Raw genomic sequence first — 15,797 nt, 5'->3', positions numbered from 1 at the left:
GAGCCATGGGCATCAAACGCATCCTGATCGCCAATCGCGGCGAGATCGCGCTGCGCATCCACCGCGCGGCGCACGAGATGGGGATCGAGACGGTCGCGGTGCACTCAACCGCCGATGCCGACGCGATGCATGTCCGCCTCGCCGACCATGCCGTGTGCATCGGCCCGCCGCCGGCATCGGAGAGCTATCTCAACATCGCCAACATCATTTCGGCCGCCGAGATCGCGCAGTGCGACGCGATCCACCCGGGTTATGGCTTCCTGTCGGAGAACGCCAAGTTCGCCGACATCGTCGAAGCCCACGACATCATCTGGATCGGCCCCAAGCCCGAGCATATCCGCACGATGGGCGACAAGGTCGAGGCCAAGCGCACCGCGGGCGCCCTGGGCCTGCCGCTGGTGCCCGGCAGCGACGGGGCGGTGAGCGACTTCGACGAGGCGCGCCGGATCGCGGCGGAAATCGGCTACCCCGTCATCATCAAGGCCGCCAGCGGCGGCGGCGGGCGCGGCATGAAGGTGTGCGAGAGCGAAGACAAGCTCGAAACCCTGATGCAGCAGGCCGGCAGCGAAGCGAAGGCCGCCTTCGGCGACGCGACGGTCTATATCGAGAAGTATCTCGGCAACCCGCGCCACATCGAATTTCAGGTGTTCGGCGACGGCAACGGCAACGCCATCCACCTCGGCGAGCGCGACTGCTCGCTCCAGCGCCGCCACCAGAAGGTGCTGGAGGAGGCCCCCTCCCCCGTGATCTCCGCCGAGGAGCGGATGCGCATGGGCGAGGTCTGCGCCCAGGCGATGCGCGACATGGGCTATCGCGGCGCGGGGACGATCGAGTTCCTGTGGGAGAACGGCGAGTTCTACTTCATCGAGATGAACACCCGCCTCCAGGTCGAACACCCTGTGACGGAACTCATCACCGGGGTCGATCTGGTGCGCGAGCAGATCCGCATCGCCGAAGGGCGCCCGCTTTCGGTGAGCCAGGACGAGCTCGAGTTCCACGGCCACGCGATCGAGTGCCGGATCAACGCCGAGGACCCCTTCAATTTCGCGCCCTCGCCGGGCCTCGTGACCTATTACCATGCCGCAGGGGGCATGCACGTGCGGGTCGATTCAGGGCTTTACGCAGGCTACAAGATCCCGCCCTACTACGACAGCATGATCGCCAAGCTGATCGTCTACGGCCGCACCCGCGAGGGCTGCATCATGCGCCTGCGCCGTGCGCTGGAGGAGATGGTGGTCGAGGGCGTGAAGACCAATATCCCGCTCCACCAGGAGCTGCTGCGCCAGACCGACGTGCTCAACGGCGACTATTCGATCAAGTGGCTGGAGAAGTGGCTGGAGGAACGCGAGGTCTGAGCCTCCACAGCAAAGCCTACCGGTGCATTTATGTTGCACTGCAACGCAAATCGATACTCCGCGCGGGCGGGAGGGGTTGTCCCTTCCGCCCGCTTGTTTATTCGAACGACCGACCTCCCATTCGAGAACCATCATCGCTGCCACCCAGCGGCATGATTCAACGCGCTTTTGTTTCTCGCAGCCGCTAACATGGCTTCGGGATTGCGCTGCACGGCTGTGCGAAGGAGTGACGGATGAGCCGCAAGACCCAGATTGTCGTCGTCGGCGGAGGCGCGGGCGGGCTCGAGCTGGTCCGCAGGCTCGGTGCGAAATACGGGCGCAGGCGCCACGACATCATTCTCGTCGACAAGAACCTCAGCCACATCTGGAAGCCGCTGCTGCACGAGGTCGCGGCCGGATCGCTCGACGCCAATCTCGACGAGGTCGGCTATCGCGGGCACTGCTACCGCTGGGGCTATCGCTTCTTCCAGGGCAGCCTCGAGCGCGTCGACCGCGCGGCGAGGACCATCAGCCTCGCGCCGGTGATGGACGAGGACGGCAGCGAGCTGATCGCCGGGCACACGATCCGCTACGATATCCTCGCGCTCGCGGTGGGATCGGTGTCGAACGATTTCGGCGTGCCAGGGGTCAACGAGCACTGCCTCTACCTCGACAGCCGCACCCAGGCCGACCGGTTCCGCACCCGCCTGCTCAACCACTGCCTGCGCGTCAGTCGGGCGATGATGAACGATCCGGGGGCGAACGAGCAGGTGCGCGTCGCCATCGTCGGCGGCGGGGCGACGGGGGTCGAACTGGCGGCCGAGCTCTACAACGCGGCGGGCGCGCTCAGGCACTACGGGCTCGAGGTGTTCGACGAGAGCCGTCTCAACGTCACCCTGCTCGAGGCGGGGCCGCGCATCCTCCCCGCCCTCCCCGACAAGCTGGCTGCCGCGGCCAAGCACGAGCTCGAGGTTCTCGGCGTCCAGGTGCGGCCCGGCGTGCAGGTCGTCGAGGCGCGCCCGCGCCAGCTGGTCACTAAGACCGGCGAGGTGATCGAGGCCGATCTCATCGTCTGGGCGGCCGGGGTGAAGGGCGCCGAGTTCCTGTCCGACCTCGGGCTGGAGACCAACAGCCGCAACCAGATCATCGTCACCGACACGCTCCAGACCACGGCCGATCCCTGCATCTTCGCGCTCGGCGATTGCGCCAGCTACACGCCCCCGGGCGAGGACCGCCCCGTGCCCCCGCGCGCGCAGGCCGCGCATCAGATGGCCGAGACCGTCTTCGCCAACATCGTTAGGATGCAGCAGGGGAAGCCCCTCAAGCACTTCGTCTACCGCGACAAGGGCTCGCTGGTGTCGCTCTCGCGCTTCTCGACCGTGGGGAGCCTGATGGGCAACCTCATCGGCGGGAGCATGGCGATCGAGGGGCGGCTGGCGCGGTTCATCTACACCTCGCTCTACCGCCTGCACCTCATCGGCATCCACGGCTGGGTCAAGGCGACCTTCCTGATGCTGGTCGGGCGGGTCAACCGCATCGTGCGGCCCCGGCTCAAGCTGCACTAGGCGGATCGCGCGAAAGCCGCCGTTCGACTTCGCCGACAAAGGCGGCGGCCGCCTCGTGATCGACCATCGCCACCTCGACCCGCCGCCCGTTCGCCTGCCGCAGCACCAGCGACGAGCGGATATCGTCCGCATCGTGGCTCACGTCCACCAGCGACGCGAGCGGCATCGGCGGCTGGCGCAGGGACGGATGGAAGCGGATCGTCTCGCTCTCGATCCACACGGCGCGCGGATCGACGAACTTGCGCGCCATCCTGATCGCCTCCCAGCCGATATAGGCGACCAGCAGCAGGACCGCGATGTTCACCCCGCCCGAACGGAACGGCGCGAGTGCGCTCAGCCAATTTCGCGGAGCGGGACTGTCGGCCAACTCGGTAAAGAGCTGCGCGTCGAAGGCGGCAATCGCGAAAAGGCAGCCGCTGAACAGCATCACGACCAGCAGGCATCCAAGGCAGCCGGTGTCGAACGCCACTTCGGGCGGTGCGGGGGCGCCGGTGCTGTCGGAGGGGTCAGGCATCAGGCAAGGCGTAGGACAGCGTGGCAAGCGCGGTCAACACGCGGCGAGGGCATTGCAAATACGTCAGAAATCGATCTTCAGGCGCACTTCCGCCCCGTCGGCATCGAAACCGCCGACCGGGGTCTTGGCGAGGTTCGCCTCGGCCTCGGCGCGCTCCGAGAGCTTGATCCGTGCCCGGGGAATCGCGCTGCCGAATTCTTCGTCAACCGGCCCCACCACAGGGCCGAGGCGCGGCGAGGGGCCGGTCGCGGTTTCGCACACGACGATCGCAGGGTTCAGCGGATCGGGGTCGTCCGCGATGCAATCCCCGGGCGGCGGCTGGGGGACGAGCTGGGTGAGGTCGATCACCACACGCCCCTCGGCGGGTTCCGGCAGCGACGCCTGCGCTTCGGCCTCGGCGCGGAGCGGAGCGGGTTCGGACGGAGGCGGCTCGTCGAACATGGGGCACCGCCTCCCTGTGCGGTCAACCGAAGCTAAGCCCCTGCGCCATCGCCTCGGCCATCACTTCGGGCCCGGTCTTCATCGGGCTTTCCTGAAGGATATCATACCAGTCGGGCTTTTCCTCGACAAAAATCTGCTGCTCGATCCCGAAGCCTTCGGGCAGGTCGAACAGCCCCGCGAGGAACGAGCGCCCGCCGGTCGGCAGGAAGCGGTACCACAGGTTGCTGCCGCAGGTGCCGCAGAAGGCGCGCTCGGCCCATGGGCTCGAACGGTAGACCGTCACCGCCGCCTCGCCGCCGACCTCGGCCGCCTCGCCCTTCACCCCGGCATAGAAGGCCCCGCCCCAGCGCTGGCACATCGCGCAGTGGCAGATGTCGACTTCGGCGCGCATCGCGGTGACGGTGATCGTCACCGCCCCGCACAGGCAGTGCCCGGTAACGGGTTCGGCGAGGCGCGGAACATCTGCGGCGGTTTCGTGGCTCATGGACCTGCTCTCCGGAGTCGCGGTCTCGATCCCGCCGCGAAGGTCCTACTTCGCTTCGCTCTTGGCAAGCGCCGCTTCGATACAGATGCGCGCGCGGGCGGCGATCGCATCGGCCCGGTCGCCGGCGAGGAGTTCATCGCGCTTGCGGTTGACGAGATCGTATTGCTCGCCCTTGCTCTGGGGGACCGCATAGGCATTGTGATGCCACGCCACGGCAAGCACGGCCTGCGACAGCATTTCGCGCTCCTCGGGCAGCTTCCCGTCCGCCACGAGATAGGTCCAGGCGCTGATGTCCACCGCGCAGGCGAGATGCTCTTCCGCCGTCATGTCGTCGAAGCTTGCCGGACCCGACATCGCGCCACCTCCCAAGTCCGAACACCCCGTCACGGCCACCACTGCCGCCACAAGGCAGAGCCTCGCGGCGATCCTCACAAGGGGACGCCCGGTTCCTGCTTGGCGGTGCGGATGGTGAGCGAGGTCTTGACGCTTTCCACATTGGGCGCGGGCGTCAGCTTGCCGGTCAAGAATTCCTGAAAGCTCTGAAGATCCTTACTTACAATCTTGAGAATGAAGTCGATTTCCCCGTTCAGCATATGGCACTCGCGCACTTCGGGCAGGGCGCGCATGTGCTCCTCGAACTCGCGAAGCGAGCTTTCGGCCTGGCTCTTGAGGCTGACCATCGCGAAGACGGTGATCGCGAAGCCGAGCTTGGAAGGGTCGAGATCGGCATGGTAGCCGCGGATCACCCCGTCCTCCTCGAGCCCGCGCACGCGGCGAAGGCACGGCGGCGCGGTCAGTCCGACGCGCTGGGCGAGTTCGACATTGGTGACGCGGCCTTCCGCCTGCAGTTCCGCCAGCAGGCGGCGATCGATTTCGTCGAGATTGGCCACGTGGCTTAAGCTCCCCTGGCTCCAGCGGCTCGGCCGGTTGGCAAGACGCGGGCGCTTTGATCCCCAAGTAACAAGACGCGTGCCATATGGCTCGCCTGGCTAATATTATTAGGTCTGCCAGCAATTGTCCCGCTTTGCAACGCACCTTTCGCGTCAGACTGTGACAATCGTTCCATCCTGATAAGACGGCGGGCCCGGCACAGGCTATTGTCGCGCCCTGCCCGCCCCAGCGGTGCGCGATTCGGCCGCCCGCGCCGACCGTGAGGAGTGCCCGTGTTTTTCGACGACCGCCTTGCCACCGTGCTGCGCCAGCGCGCCACCGGCGAGGCGAGCCTGCGCACCCAATACCGCCAGCTGCTCGACCTGCTCGGCCGCGACCGCGTGGCTGCGCAGGGCGGCGACCGGAGCCTGCTGGCGGCGGCATGGCTGCGGATGGACGCGCTTGCCGAGGCGATCCCCGTCGAGACGCGCGCGCGGATGATCCGCGAACCCGGCTGGCGCTTTCGCAGCCCCGATCTCGCCGCGCATCTCGCCGATCACGAACCGGAGGTGGCGGCCGCTGCGCTGACCAGGGCGGACCTGTCGGGGGAGGACTGGAGCGCGCTGATCCCGCGCCTGCCGGTGCGTGCGCGCGGCTTCCTGCGCCTGCGCCGCGACCTGCCGGTCGACGTCGAGGCGCTGCTGGCGCGGCTCGGGGTCCATGACCGCGGCCTGCCCGCTCCCCCTGCCGATGCCGCCGCGCCCGCGTCCGAGACGCCCGCTGCCGCGCCGATCCCGCTGCGCCCCGTCCCCGTCTCTGTCCCGCCGCCCGATCCCGACCGCGGGCGCGAGCGGGCGCGCGACGATAGCGGACGCACCGAAATCTCCGCCCTCGTCGAGCGCATCGCGCGCTTCACGCGCGAGCGCGGCGAGAGCCAGGCCGAACTCGAACGATCGCCGCGCCTGCCGCTCGGGGAACTGCCCGAACGGGCCGAGCGCGCGATCGGCAGCTTCGGCTTCGTCGCCGACACGGGCGGACGGATCACCTGGGCGGCGGGCGAAGCGGCGCCGATGGTGATCGGCACCCGGCTCTTCACTGCCCATCCCGGCGGCGAGGACACACCCGGCAGCGCCGGCCTCGCGCGCGCCTTCGCCCGCCGCCAGCCGGTCACCCGCGCAGAGATCGCCCTTGCCGGTGCGCCAGCCATAGCCGGGGGCTGGATCGTCGATGCCGAGCCGCGCTTCAGCGAGGAAGGGCATTTCACCGGCTATTTCGGACGCTTCCGCCGCGTGCCCGATGCCGCCGCCCCGCTCCCCGGCCCCGAGGCGCACGAGGCCGACCGCATCCGCCAGCTGCTCCACGAACTGCGCACGCCCGTCACCGCGGTGCAGGGCTATGCCGAGGTGATCCAGCAGCAGCTGTTCGGCCCCGCCCCGCACGAATACCGCGCGCTCGCCGCCGCAATCGCCGCCGATGCGGCACGGATCCTTGCCGGGTTCGAGGAGCTCGACCGGCTCGCACGGCTCGAAACAGGGGCGATGAGGGTGGAGCCGGGCGAGACCGATCTGGCAGCCCTGCTCCGACGCACTGCCGCGCAGATCGACCCGGTGCTGGAGGCGCAGGACGCGGGCTTCGCGCTCCGCCTTGCGCCGGGCGCGAGCCTCCTCGTCGCGGTCGATGCCGAGGATGCCGAGGCGCTGGTGTGGCGTCTGCTGGCGAGCCTCGCCGCCGCGGCCGCGCCGGGCGAGCGGATCGCGGTTCGCTCCGACCCGCTGATCGGACCCGGCGGCGCGCTGGCGCGGATCGCCTGCACCCTCCCCCCACGGCTAGCGGCAGAGGATAACCTCTTTTCGGCCACAACGCGCGCCGGTGGCAGTGCGATCAGCCCGGGGCTGTTCGGCACCGGATTTGCCCTGCGCCTCGCGCGGGCCGAGGCCCGTGCGGCAGGCGGCGCGCTGCGGCGCGAGGGCGACACGCTGGTGCTCACCCTGCCACTCTTGACCGATATCGCCGCCCTGCCTAGCGCCGGGGTGGCCTGATACGCGGCATCGGGAGGGGGCGCAGGGATGACCACAGGATCGATGCTCGATGTGCCGCCCGCCGGACGCGGCGCTGCCTTCGCCCCCGGCTTCGGCCAGCGGGTGCTGCTGACGGTCGACACCGAGGAGGAGTTCGACTGGACCGGGCCCTTCCGGCGCGAGGGCTACGGCCTCAGCCATGTCGAGGCGATCCCGCGCTTCCAGGCCTTCTGCGAGGGGATCGGCGCGCATCCCGTCTACCTCGTCGACTGGCCGATCGTGCAGGACCCGCGCGCAGCTGAGATCATCGGCGATGCGGTGCGGCGCGGGACGGCGGAGGTGGGCGTGCAGCTCCACCCCTGGGTCAACCCGCCCTTCGAGGAGGAGGTGTGCGTGCACAACTCCTATGCCGGCAACCTCCCGCGCGAGCTGGAAGCGGCCAAGTTCATGGCCCTGCGCGACGCGATCGAGGCAGCATTCGGCGGCGCGCCGCTGATCTACCGCGCGGGCCGCTATGGCCTCGGGCCCCACACCGCCGAGCTGCTGAAACGGGCCGGAATCCGGGTCGACACCTCGGTCCGTTCGCTGTTCGACTACAGCGATCAGGGGGGGCCGGATTACAGCCGCCACCCGCTCGCGCCCTATTGGGTCGACGGGGCGATGCGGCTGCTGGAGCTGCCGGTCACGACCGTCCATTCCGGCCTGCTGCGCGGCGCCGGACGGCAGGTGCAGCCGCTCGGCGAGCGCATCCCCAAGGCGATGGGCGCGCTCTCGCGCCTCGGCCTGCTGGAACGCATCGCGCTCACCCCCGAAGGCGTGTCGCTCGAGGAGGCGCTGCGCGGGGTCGACATTGCGCTCGATCAGGGCCTGCCGGTGCTGGTGCTGTCGTTCCACAGCCCCACCCTCGCCCCCGGCCACACCCCCTATGCGGCAGACGAGGCCGAGGTCGAGACGCTCTATGCCTGGCTCGAAGGGGTCTACCGCCACCTCGGCGCACGGGGAGTCGCGACCTGCACGGTCGCCGACATCATCGCCGCCACCGGCGGATAGAAACGTTCGGGCGCTTGTCTGCAACCGCCTGCGCGCGTAGAGGCTGGCCATCGCCCCGCCTCCCGGCGCATTGCGCGCATGGGCCTGTAGCTCAGCGGTTAGAGCTGGCCGCTCATAACGGCTAGGTCGCGGGTTCGAATCCTGCCGGGCCCACCGGAGGGGGCGATCACCCGGAACGGCACAGCGCGGGCGCACCGCGCTTTTTCCGCAGGCGATTGTCCCGAATTCGACAATCCGGCGCAAGCCATCTGATACTCTCCGTTGCGCCACCGGTCTTGCCGGCGGCGAACCGGGGGGAAACAGGATGCGCGCCTTTCACTACGCAGCCGCTGCGCTGATGCTGTCGGCCAGCACCGGGGCCATGGCCCAGACCGCCGACCGGATCTGGACCGGCGGCACCATCATCACCATGGAAGACGACGCGATGCGCGCCGAGGCGATCGCCGAGGACGACGGCAGGATAATCGCCGTGGGCACCCGCGCCGAGGTGATGAAGCTGAAGGGCAAGGGCACGCAGGTCATCGACCTCAAGGGCCGCACCCTGCTGCCCGGGTTCGTCGATGCCCACGGGCACGTGTTCCTCGGCGGGTTGCAGGCGCTGGCGGCCAACATGCTCGCCGCGCCCGATGGCGATGTGACCGACATCCCCGCGATGATCCAGACGCTCAAGGAATGGCAGGCCGCCAACCCGGACGTTGTCGCCAAGGGCAAGATGATCATCGGCTTCGGCTACGACAATGCGACGCTCGCCGAACAGCGCCATCCCACTCGGGAGGAGCTCGATCAGGTCTCGACCGAATATCCGGTGCTGGTGATCCACCAGTCCGCCCATATCGGCACGGTCAATTCCAAGATGCTCGAACTGATGGGCTACAATGCCGACACCAAGGACCCCGAAGGCGGTGTGATCCAGCGCAAGCCCGGCAACACCGAGCCTAACGGCACGCTGGAGGAAACCGCGTTCTTCGCCGCAATCCCGATGGTGCTGAAGAACGCGGGGCCGGAAGGGCTCAAGACCTTCGTGCGCGAAGGCTCCAAGCTCTGGGCACGGTTCGGCTACACCACCGCGCAGGAAGGGCGCGCGATCCCGAACGTCGCCAACGTGATCCGCGCGGTCGGTGCCGAGGGCGGGCTGGCGATCGACGTGGCGGTCTACCCCGATGTGCTGGTCGACCGCGACTACATCAAGGCCAATCAGTCCGACACCTATGCGGGCCGCGTCCGCATCGCCGGGGCCAAGCTCACCATCGACGGCAGTCCGCAGGGCTTCACCGCGTGGCGTGACAAGCCCTACTACGACCCCGTCGGCAACTACCCCGAGGGCTATTCGGGCTATGCCGCCGCCAATGCCGAACAGGTGTTCGACGCGGTAAAATGGGCCGCCGAGAACGATATCCAGCTGCTCACCCACTCCAACGGCGAACGCGCGTCCGATCTGCTGGTCGCGGCGCTGGCGGGCGCACAGGCGCGGTTCCCCGGGATGAAAGCCAGGCGTCCGGTGCTGATCCACGGCCAGTTCCTGCGCGAGGACCAGATGGACAGCTTCAAGGATCTGGGCGTGATCCCCTCGCTGTTCCCGATGCACACCTTCTACTGGGGCGACTGGCATCTCGAACACACGGTCGGGCCGCAGGAGGGGCAGAACATCTCGCCGACCGGCTGGGCACGGGAGCGCGGCATGATCTTCACCAGCCACCACGATGCGCCGGTGGCCTTCCCGGATTCGATGCGGGTGCTCGATGCCACCGTCACCCGCCGCAGTCGCGGCAAGCAGGTGGTTGTCGGCCCGGACCAGCGGGTGGACGTCATCACCGCGCTGAAGGCGATGACGATCTGGCCCGCCTATCAGCACTTCGAGGAAGCGAGCAAAGGCTCGCTCAAGGTCGGCAAGCTGGCCGATTTCGTGATCCTCACGGGCGATCCGACCGCAGTCGATCCCGAGGCGCTCGACACGCTCAGGGTCGCCGAGACGATCAAGGAGGGCCGCACGGTCTATGCCATGCCTGCCGGAAGGCGCGCCGAGGCGCCCCCGGCCGACATCTCCCCGATGCTGCATGCGCTCGTCGCGGGCGGCCCGGGTCACAGGCACGAAGACGGGAGCGAGTGCCCGGGCGATGCAGCGATCGCGCTCGCCGCGCTGTTCGCGGGCGCCGACGGCCGCCAGTGATGCCGGACTCCTTGTTCCGATGCCGCATGAAACGCGCAGGCGGTGAGTTCCGCCGCGGGGCGGAGCGATGTCGCGCCGGTGCTCGGCGCGAGGCCGGGGCTGCATTTCCGATGAGGGGAGGACGAAAGATGACCAAACGACACATGCTGGCGGGGCCGATGGCGGCGCTGCTGATGCTCGCGGCCTGCGCGCCGCAGGGGGAGACGGAGGGCGAAGAGGAGGCGGCAGCCGCTGCGCAAGCGCCTACCGAAAGGCCCAAGCTCGCGCCCGACGATCCGCTCACTCGGATCACCTGCGCCGATTTCCTCGCCACCGCCGAAGTCGCCACCACCCAGCCCGCCGACGACGCCGCACTCGCCGCGCAGGACGAGCTCGCCAACGGGCTGACCTGGCTCCACGGCTACCTCTACGCCAAGAAGGACGGCGGGATCGAGCCGCTCAGCCAGACCTGGATGCAGGCCACCGCCAAACGCGTGTTCGAGGCGTGCTCGGCGGCCGAGAAGCCAGGCGAGACCAGCCTGTTCGAGGTGGCCGTGTCATGAAGGGGGCGAGGACCATCGCCCTCGCGGTGATCGCCGCGATCGGCTTCACCGGCTTTGCGGTAGACGCACTCGCCAAGGACCGCTGGGACCGTGACCGCGACCGGCGCCACCGCCACTACGATCGCTGGGAGGACTGGGACAACCGCCGCGATGCCCGGCGCGCGGGGGTGATCGCGGGCACTGTCGCCGCCGAAGTGGCAGCCGGCGCCGCCCGCCAGAACGCGCGCGAGGACTACGAGGAGTGCATGGAGTATTACGGCCGCGACTATGGCTACGACCGCTATTGCCGCGAGCAATATTACTACGACCGCGCCGCCGGCCGGCGCGCGGCGCGGCGCACGGGCGTGGTGGTGGGGCTCGGCGTGCGCGAGATCGTGCGCGACTGAGGCTCTGCCGGGGCAAGCGTCCGGGGAGCGCGCTTGCCCCTTGCCCCGCAGCGGCAGGAAACCTAAGGCGTGCCCCGCGTCGGGGAGTGGCGCAGTCCGGTAGCGCGCTTGCTTTGGGAGCAAGATGTCGCAGGTTCGAATCCTGTCTCCCCGACCACTTTCCCCCTCAAATCCGCCGAGTCACCTACCGCCCCGCGCTCCGCCTCACAGGTCGTAGGGCACAAGCCCCCTGCGAAACAGGTCGACCGCGATCTGCTGGTGGTTGGGCGGATAGGCGCGCTGGTCGCAATCGGGGCGCGGGCAGATGCGGCACGAGACGCCGATCGGCGTCACGGCGCGCGTGGAGCCCGGGTCGATACCGTCGGCATAGACGAATTCCGCCGCGTGCCGCACCTCGCAGCCCAGCGCCACGGCATAGCGGCGCGGGTTGCGGTCGAAGCGGCCGGAGGCTTTGACCAGTCCCTTGGCGATCGAGACGTAGCGCACCCCGTCCGGCGTCTCGGCCAGCTGGACGAGGATGCGGTCGGGGATCGCGGCGGCCTCGTGGACGATCCACAGGGGGCAGGCCCCGCCAAAGCGGGCGAACTGGAAGCGGGTCGCGCTGTGGCGCTTGGTGATGTTGCCCGCCATGTCGACCCGGCAGAAGAAGATCGGCAGGCCGCGCTCGCCCTCGCGCTGCATGGTCGAGAGGCGGTGGCAGGTCTGCTCGAAGCTGGTGCCGTAGGAGAGGGCGAGCCGGTCGACATCGTGACGGAACGCCCGCGCCGAACGGCGGAAATGGCCGTAGGGCATCAGCACCGCGCCGGCGGCATAGTTGGCAAGGCCGATCGAGAGCAGGTCGCGCGCAACCTCGCTGCGGAGCGCCGCCGAACCGGCGGTGTCGCGGATCGCATCCCCGAGCGAAGTCACCGCGACATGATAGGCGATCTGGAAGCGGATGCTGGCGGCAGGCTGCCCGGAATCGACGAGCAGCACGCGCCGCCCGGCATCGAAACTGCGCAAGCTGCCCGCAGGCCGCAGATCCACTTCGATGCCGTGCCGTGCGCGAAGGTGCCCGACAAGCGCGTCGGTGGTCGGCACTTCGTCACCTCCGGCTATCTGCGCCGCCAGTGCCTCCGCGGCGCGGTCGATCGCATCGACATAGTTGTTCGAGAAATGGAACCAGTCGCGCACCTCCTCCCACGGCAGGCGCGAATCCTCGGGTGCGTCGACGCCCACTGCCTCGTCGATCATCTCGAGACGCTGGTTGGCGCGGCGCAGCGCCGCGTGCAGTTCGACAAAGCGGCGGGCGAAGGCCGGCTGCTGTTCGGCCAGCCGTGCGATGGCCTCGGGCGCGAGCGGCGCGTCGAACATCGGATCGTCGACCGCATCGCGCAGCAGCAGCGAGAGCTGTTCGGCATCGTTGCCCGGAACATCCTGCCACTCGATCGGGAACAGGCTCGCGAGCCGTTCGATCAGGCGTGGAGTGAGCGGGCGGTCATCGTGCTCGATCTGGCTGAGATAGGACGGGCTGATCGCCAGCAGGCGCGCGAGGTCGGCCTGCTGGAGCTTGCGTCGCTCCCGCAGGAGCCGCAGGTGCTCGCCTGCGAATATTCTGTGCCTTGCCACCATGAAGGCGACATAGTTTGCAAAGTGTGCCTTTGCAAATTTGCAATTTTACATTGGACGGGCCGTCACTCTTGGGCAATCCCACACCTGCGGACAAATCCCGCGCACAGACTCGGGATCGGGAAAGCGTATCTCAGGGAGATTGCGGATGGCCACCAACGTGCTCGAACTTCGTCGCTTCGACCGCGCCGCGACCCGCTCGCAGGATGGCTACCGCCTGCCCCTGCGCAGCCGGACCGACCTCATGCCGGCGGCCGAACAGCTGGCGCGCGAGGCTGAGGATCTCGGTCTGCGGATGCTGGTCTGGCACGATCTTGCCAGCCTCGCGCCGATGACCTGCGCCGAGGGACACAACCTCAACAAGGCCGTCTTCGGCTGGACCGATGCCGATCTCGCCGCGTGGGAGAACCGCGACAGGGCCCTGCGCTCGCCGCTGCTGCGGGCGGCGAGGGTCGCGGCAGACCCCGTGCTGGTCTCGCGGCGCGGCATCCGCTCGTCGACCGCGAACCGGCTGCTCGACCAGATTGACCTCCTCGATCTCGACCACTGCCCCCTCGCCCGCGTGGCCATCGTGGTGCCGGTGCACATGCCGCTGGGCCAGGTCGGCGCGGCGATCCTTGTCGGCATCGACCCGGAGGGCGAGGATCTCGCCCGGGCGTTCGGTCCTTGCAGCGGTGACTTCGGCGATCGGATCGTCCGCTTCGTGACCGCCTATGCGACCCTGTGGCGCGACGGGCGGTACCTGCCGGAACAGGGCCTGCTCACCGGCCGGGAGATCGAGTGCCTGAACTGGGTCGCCCACGGCAAGACCGACTACGAGATCAGCATCATCCTGGGGTGCAGCCACGCGGGCGTGCGCTACCACATCACCCGCGCCTGCGCGAAGCTCGGCGCGGTGAACCGTGCGCAGTCGGTGTTCCGGGCGGCACAGCTGGGCTATCTCGGGACTCCCGCCTGCTAGACGCTGACCCCGAACAGGCGCCCGACCAGCGCGGTCGTCGCCATCGCGAACACCCCCCAACCGACCACCCGCACAGTCGCGGGGACCAGCGGCGCCGCCCCCGCCCTCGCCCCGAGCGCGCCCAGCACCGCCAGCGCGAGCACCGACACGACCACCACGCTAGCCATGATCATCCCTGCCGGCGCGAGCCATGCCGCCAGCAGCGGAACCGCGGCAGCCGTGCTGAAGGTCGCCCCGGAGGCCAGCGCCGCCTGCAAGGGGCGCGCGGCAAGATGCTCCGCGAGGCCGAGTTCGTCGCGCACGTGCGCGGCCAGCGGATCGCGCGCCGTCAGTTCGCGGGCGACCGCCGCCGCAGTCTCGGCGCTGAGCCCGCGCTCGCGATAGATCGCAGCGAGTTCCGCCTCCTCGTCGGCGGGCGTGGCGGCAATCGCCTCGGCCTCGCGGCGGATGTCGGCGGCTTCCGAATCCGCCTGGGAGGAGACCGAGATGTACTCCCCAGCGGCCATCGACATGGCCCCGGCGATCAGCGCCGCGACCCCCGCCACCAGCACCGACCCGCGATCGGGCGTGGCCGCCGCCACCCCGATGATGAGCGATGAGACCGATATGATCCCGTCATTCGCCCCCAGCACCGCGGCGCGCAGCCAGCCGGTGCGGTGGACATAATGCGGATCGTCGGGATGGGCGCTGGGCAGGGTCATGGCGCGGGTCTTGTCCGCTGTCATGGCCCGCTTGGCAAGCGGGCTGCTCAGCCGGCGGCGTTGGTCGCCGCGAGGATCCACTCGGGGATCGCCTCCTGCCGGAGGTCGGCCATTTCCACGCCCTGCGCGCGCACGGCATCGTAGCGATCGCGCGGGGCATAGTCGGCGGGCCGCTGGTGGAATACCTTGCCCTGTGCCTCGGCAAGGATCGCGAGGCCGCGCACGCCGTCGGTGCCGCTCCCGGTCAGAAGGCCCCCGAGCGCAGGCAGGCCGCTTCTCGCCAGAGATCCGAACAGCAGGTCTGCCGAGGGACGGCACCCGTTCACCGGATCGCGCTCGACCAGCCTGAGGCGCGGCGGCTCGCCCGCCTCCACGATCACGTGGCGGGTGGGATCATGCGCCAGCCAGACCTTGCCCGGCTCGAGCGAGACGCCGTCCACCGCATCGCCGAGCTGACAGGGCAGCGAATGGCGCATCGCGCGGACCGCGTTCTCGACCGCGCCCGGATCGGCATCGAACAGCACGATGGTCGGCGGGCAGGCGGCATCATAGGCGGCAAGGACCTGACGCGCGGTCTCGATCCCCGCAGCTCCGCAGGCGAGCGCCACGATCCGGCCGTCGCTGCGATAGGCGCCGCCCGCGCTGCCCTCCGCGCCGCCGCCGCCCGGCTGCAACTCACCCGAGGCAGCCCTGAGAACGATATCGCCGAGCTGGCGCACGGTCGCGTCGAATTCTTCGCGCGAGGTGTGCAGCGGCTTGGGGAAGCAGTGCACCGCGCCCAGCTCCAGCGCGCGGCGGGCGGTGCCGGTGCCCGCCTGGGTGATGCTCGATAGCATGATTACCGGCATCGGACGGGTTGCCATCACCTCCTCGAGGAACTCCATGCCGCTCATCCCCGGCATCTCGACATCGAGCGTGAGGACATCGGGCTTGAGCTTCTCGATCTGGTCGCGGGCCTCGTCGGCATTCTTCGCGGTGCCGCAAACCGTCACGCCCTTGGCGTTGTCGAGAATGTCGCAGAACAGCGCCCGCATCGCGGCGGAATCGTCGACTACCAGTACCCTTACATTGGCCATTTTCACTCAGCCTCTCGATGAATTCGGCACGCCCGCAGGCGCGGTGCAGGGCGTGGCTCTACCGTTGCGAGAGCGAAGAA

At 69.1% G+C, this 15,797-nt stretch carries 16 protein-coding genes and 2 tRNA genes; 10 read left to right on the top strand and 8 right to left on the bottom strand.

The genetic code is table 11. The features are described from left to right. The first annotated feature begins 5 nt into the window (after positions 1–5). A complete protein-coding gene (gene accC, locus CBR61_RS07955; RefSeq protein ID WP_088913878.1) occupies positions 6–1,355 on the top strand; it encodes an acetyl-CoA carboxylase biotin carboxylase subunit in 1,350 nt (449 codons plus the stop codon). Positions 1,356–1,588: 233 nt separating this feature from the next. Beyond that, a complete protein-coding gene (locus CBR61_RS07950) occupies positions 1,589–2,899 on the top strand; it encodes an NAD(P)/FAD-dependent oxidoreductase (RefSeq protein ID WP_088913877.1) in 1,311 nt (436 codons plus the stop codon). Here the strand turns inward: CBR61_RS07950 and CBR61_RS07945 are convergent. From CBR61_RS07945 to CBR61_RS07925, 5 genes are all read right to left on the bottom strand, one after another. After that, positions 2,886–3,413 (bottom strand): hypothetical protein, encoded by a 528-nt coding sequence (locus CBR61_RS07945; RefSeq protein WP_088913876.1) that lies wholly within the window; start codon positions 3,411–3,413, stop codon positions 2,886–2,888. The genes CBR61_RS07950 and CBR61_RS07945 overlap by 14 nt on opposite strands. Before the next feature lie 63 nt (positions 3,414–3,476). Next, positions 3,477–3,854 (bottom strand): hypothetical protein, encoded by a 378-nt coding sequence (locus CBR61_RS07940; RefSeq protein WP_088913875.1) that lies wholly within the window; start codon positions 3,852–3,854, stop codon positions 3,477–3,479. A 22-nt stretch (positions 3,855–3,876) separates the two neighbouring features. Next, a complete protein-coding gene (locus CBR61_RS07935; RefSeq protein WP_088913874.1) occupies positions 3,877–4,338 on the bottom strand; it encodes a GFA family protein in 462 nt (153 codons plus the stop codon). Between the two features lie 45 nt (positions 4,339–4,383). After that, positions 4,384–4,692: a hypothetical protein gene (locus CBR61_RS07930; RefSeq protein WP_088913873.1), complete on the bottom strand. Its 309-nt coding sequence runs from the start codon at positions 4,690–4,692 to the stop codon at positions 4,384–4,386. A 74-nt stretch (positions 4,693–4,766) separates the two neighbouring features. After that, a complete protein-coding gene (locus CBR61_RS07925) occupies positions 4,767–5,228 on the bottom strand; it encodes an Lrp/AsnC family transcriptional regulator (protein ID WP_066525791.1) in 462 nt (153 codons plus the stop codon). A 273-nt stretch (positions 5,229–5,501) separates the two neighbouring features. On the opposite strand from CBR61_RS07925, the gene CBR61_RS07920 reads away from it, so the two are divergent. The 7 genes from CBR61_RS07920 to CBR61_RS07890 all read left to right on the top strand — a co-directional run bounded on the left by CBR61_RS07920 (position 5,502) and on the right by CBR61_RS07890 (position 11,528). Next, the gene (locus CBR61_RS07920) at positions 5,502–7,247 is read left to right on the top strand and encodes a histidine kinase dimerization/phospho-acceptor domain-containing protein (RefSeq protein WP_088913872.1); all 1,746 of its coding nucleotides are present in this window, start codon (positions 5,502–5,504) and stop codon (positions 7,245–7,247) included. 27 nt (positions 7,248–7,274) lie between these two features. Next, the gene (locus CBR61_RS07915) at positions 7,275–8,276 is read left to right on the top strand and encodes a polysaccharide deacetylase family protein (protein ID WP_088913871.1); all 1,002 of its coding nucleotides are present in this window, start codon (positions 7,275–7,277) and stop codon (positions 8,274–8,276) included. A gap of 80 nt (positions 8,277–8,356) precedes the next feature. Then, positions 8,357–8,429 (top strand) — tRNA-Ile (locus CBR61_RS07910). A 151-nt stretch (positions 8,430–8,580) separates the two neighbouring features. Continuing rightward, positions 8,581–10,443 (top strand): amidohydrolase, encoded by a 1,863-nt coding sequence (locus CBR61_RS07905; RefSeq protein WP_088913870.1) that lies wholly within the window; start codon positions 8,581–8,583, stop codon positions 10,441–10,443. A gap of 128 nt (positions 10,444–10,571) precedes the next feature. Next, the gene (locus CBR61_RS07900) at positions 10,572–10,985 is read left to right on the top strand and encodes a hypothetical protein (RefSeq protein ID WP_157696533.1); all 414 of its coding nucleotides are present in this window, start codon (positions 10,572–10,574) and stop codon (positions 10,983–10,985) included. Continuing rightward, complete coding sequence (locus tag CBR61_RS07895; protein ID WP_088913868.1) at positions 10,982–11,371, top strand: hypothetical protein; 390 nt, start codon at positions 10,982–10,984, stop codon at positions 11,369–11,371. The genes CBR61_RS07900 and CBR61_RS07895 overlap by 4 nt, the downstream gene beginning before the upstream one ends. An 80-nt stretch (positions 11,372–11,451) precedes the next feature. Further along, positions 11,452–11,528, top strand: a tRNA-Pro gene (locus CBR61_RS07890). 47 nt (positions 11,529–11,575) lie between these two features. Here the strand turns inward: CBR61_RS07890 and CBR61_RS07885 are convergent. Next, on the bottom strand, positions 11,576–12,982 hold the full coding sequence (locus tag CBR61_RS07885; RefSeq protein WP_088913867.1) for a helix-turn-helix domain-containing protein: 1,407 nt from the start codon (positions 12,980–12,982) through the stop codon (positions 11,576–11,578). Between the two features lie 145 nt (positions 12,983–13,127). Here CBR61_RS07885 and CBR61_RS07880 point away from each other — a divergent pair, with 145 nt between their 5' ends. Continuing rightward, the gene (locus CBR61_RS07880; RefSeq protein ID WP_088913866.1) at positions 13,128–13,940 is read left to right on the top strand and encodes a helix-turn-helix transcriptional regulator; all 813 of its coding nucleotides are present in this window, start codon (positions 13,128–13,130) and stop codon (positions 13,938–13,940) included. On the opposite strand, the gene CBR61_RS07875 is transcribed toward CBR61_RS07880, so the two are convergent. Continuing rightward, positions 13,937–14,641: a VIT1/CCC1 transporter family protein gene (locus tag CBR61_RS07875; RefSeq protein WP_088915526.1), complete on the bottom strand. Its 705-nt coding sequence runs from the start codon at positions 14,639–14,641 to the stop codon at positions 13,937–13,939. The two genes, CBR61_RS07880 and CBR61_RS07875, sit on opposite strands and share 4 nt — an antisense overlap. A 47-nt stretch (positions 14,642–14,688) precedes the next feature. After that, positions 14,689–15,717, bottom strand: a complete 1,029-nt coding sequence (locus CBR61_RS07870) for a chemotaxis protein CheB (protein ID WP_088913865.1) — start codon at positions 15,715–15,717, stop codon at positions 14,689–14,691. Positions 15,718–15,797: the final 80 nt, after the last annotated feature.

The sequence above is a fragment of the Porphyrobacter sp. CACIAM 03H1 genome, from assembly GCF_002215495.1.
Lineage (GTDB): Bacteria > Pseudomonadota > Alphaproteobacteria > Sphingomonadales > Sphingomonadaceae > Erythrobacter.
The sequence above is the reverse complement of the archived record's forward strand: the minus strand, read 5'-3'. Positions and strand labels throughout refer to the sequence as shown.

What these genes read in the sequence shown, in the direction of transcription:
- CBR61_RS07945 (WP_088913876.1), bottom strand. Translation starts at nt 3,413, where the DNA reads ATGCCTGACCCCTCCGACAGCACCGGCGCCCCCGCACCGCCCGAAGTG.
- CBR61_RS07905 (WP_088913870.1), top strand. Translation starts at nt 8,581, where the DNA reads ATGCGCGCCTTTCACTACGCAGCCGCTGCGCTGATGCTGTCGGCCAGC.
- CBR61_RS07870 (WP_088913865.1), bottom strand. Translation starts at nt 15,717, where the DNA reads ATGGCCAATGTAAGGGTACTGGTAGTCGACGATTCCGCCGCGATGCGG.
- CBR61_RS07935 (WP_088913874.1), bottom strand. Translation starts at nt 4,338, where the DNA reads ATGAGCCACGAAACCGCCGCAGATGTTCCGCGCCTCGCCGAACCCGTT.
- CBR61_RS07930 (WP_088913873.1), bottom strand. Translation starts at nt 4,692, where the DNA reads ATGTCGGGTCCGGCAAGCTTCGACGACATGACGGCGGAAGAGCATCTC.
- accC (WP_088913878.1), top strand. Translation starts at nt 6, where the DNA reads ATGGGCATCAAACGCATCCTGATCGCCAATCGCGGCGAGATCGCGCTG.
- CBR61_RS07885 (WP_088913867.1), bottom strand. Translation starts at nt 12,982, where the DNA reads ATGGTGGCAAGGCACAGAATATTCGCAGGCGAGCACCTGCGGCTCCTG.
- CBR61_RS07915 (WP_088913871.1), top strand. Translation starts at nt 7,275, where the DNA reads ATGACCACAGGATCGATGCTCGATGTGCCGCCCGCCGGACGCGGCGCT.
- CBR61_RS07895 (WP_088913868.1), top strand. Translation starts at nt 10,982, where the DNA reads ATGAAGGGGGCGAGGACCATCGCCCTCGCGGTGATCGCCGCGATCGGC.
- CBR61_RS07900 (WP_157696533.1), top strand. Translation starts at nt 10,572, where the DNA reads ATGACCAAACGACACATGCTGGCGGGGCCGATGGCGGCGCTGCTGATG.
- CBR61_RS07950 (WP_088913877.1), top strand. Translation starts at nt 1,589, where the DNA reads ATGAGCCGCAAGACCCAGATTGTCGTCGTCGGCGGAGGCGCGGGCGGG.
- CBR61_RS07875 (WP_088915526.1), bottom strand. Translation starts at nt 14,641, where the DNA reads ATGACCCTGCCCAGCGCCCATCCCGACGATCCGCATTATGTCCACCGC.
- CBR61_RS07880 (WP_088913866.1), top strand. Translation starts at nt 13,128, where the DNA reads ATGGCCACCAACGTGCTCGAACTTCGTCGCTTCGACCGCGCCGCGACC.
- CBR61_RS07940 (WP_088913875.1), bottom strand. Translation starts at nt 3,854, where the DNA reads ATGTTCGACGAGCCGCCTCCGTCCGAACCCGCTCCGCTCCGCGCCGAG.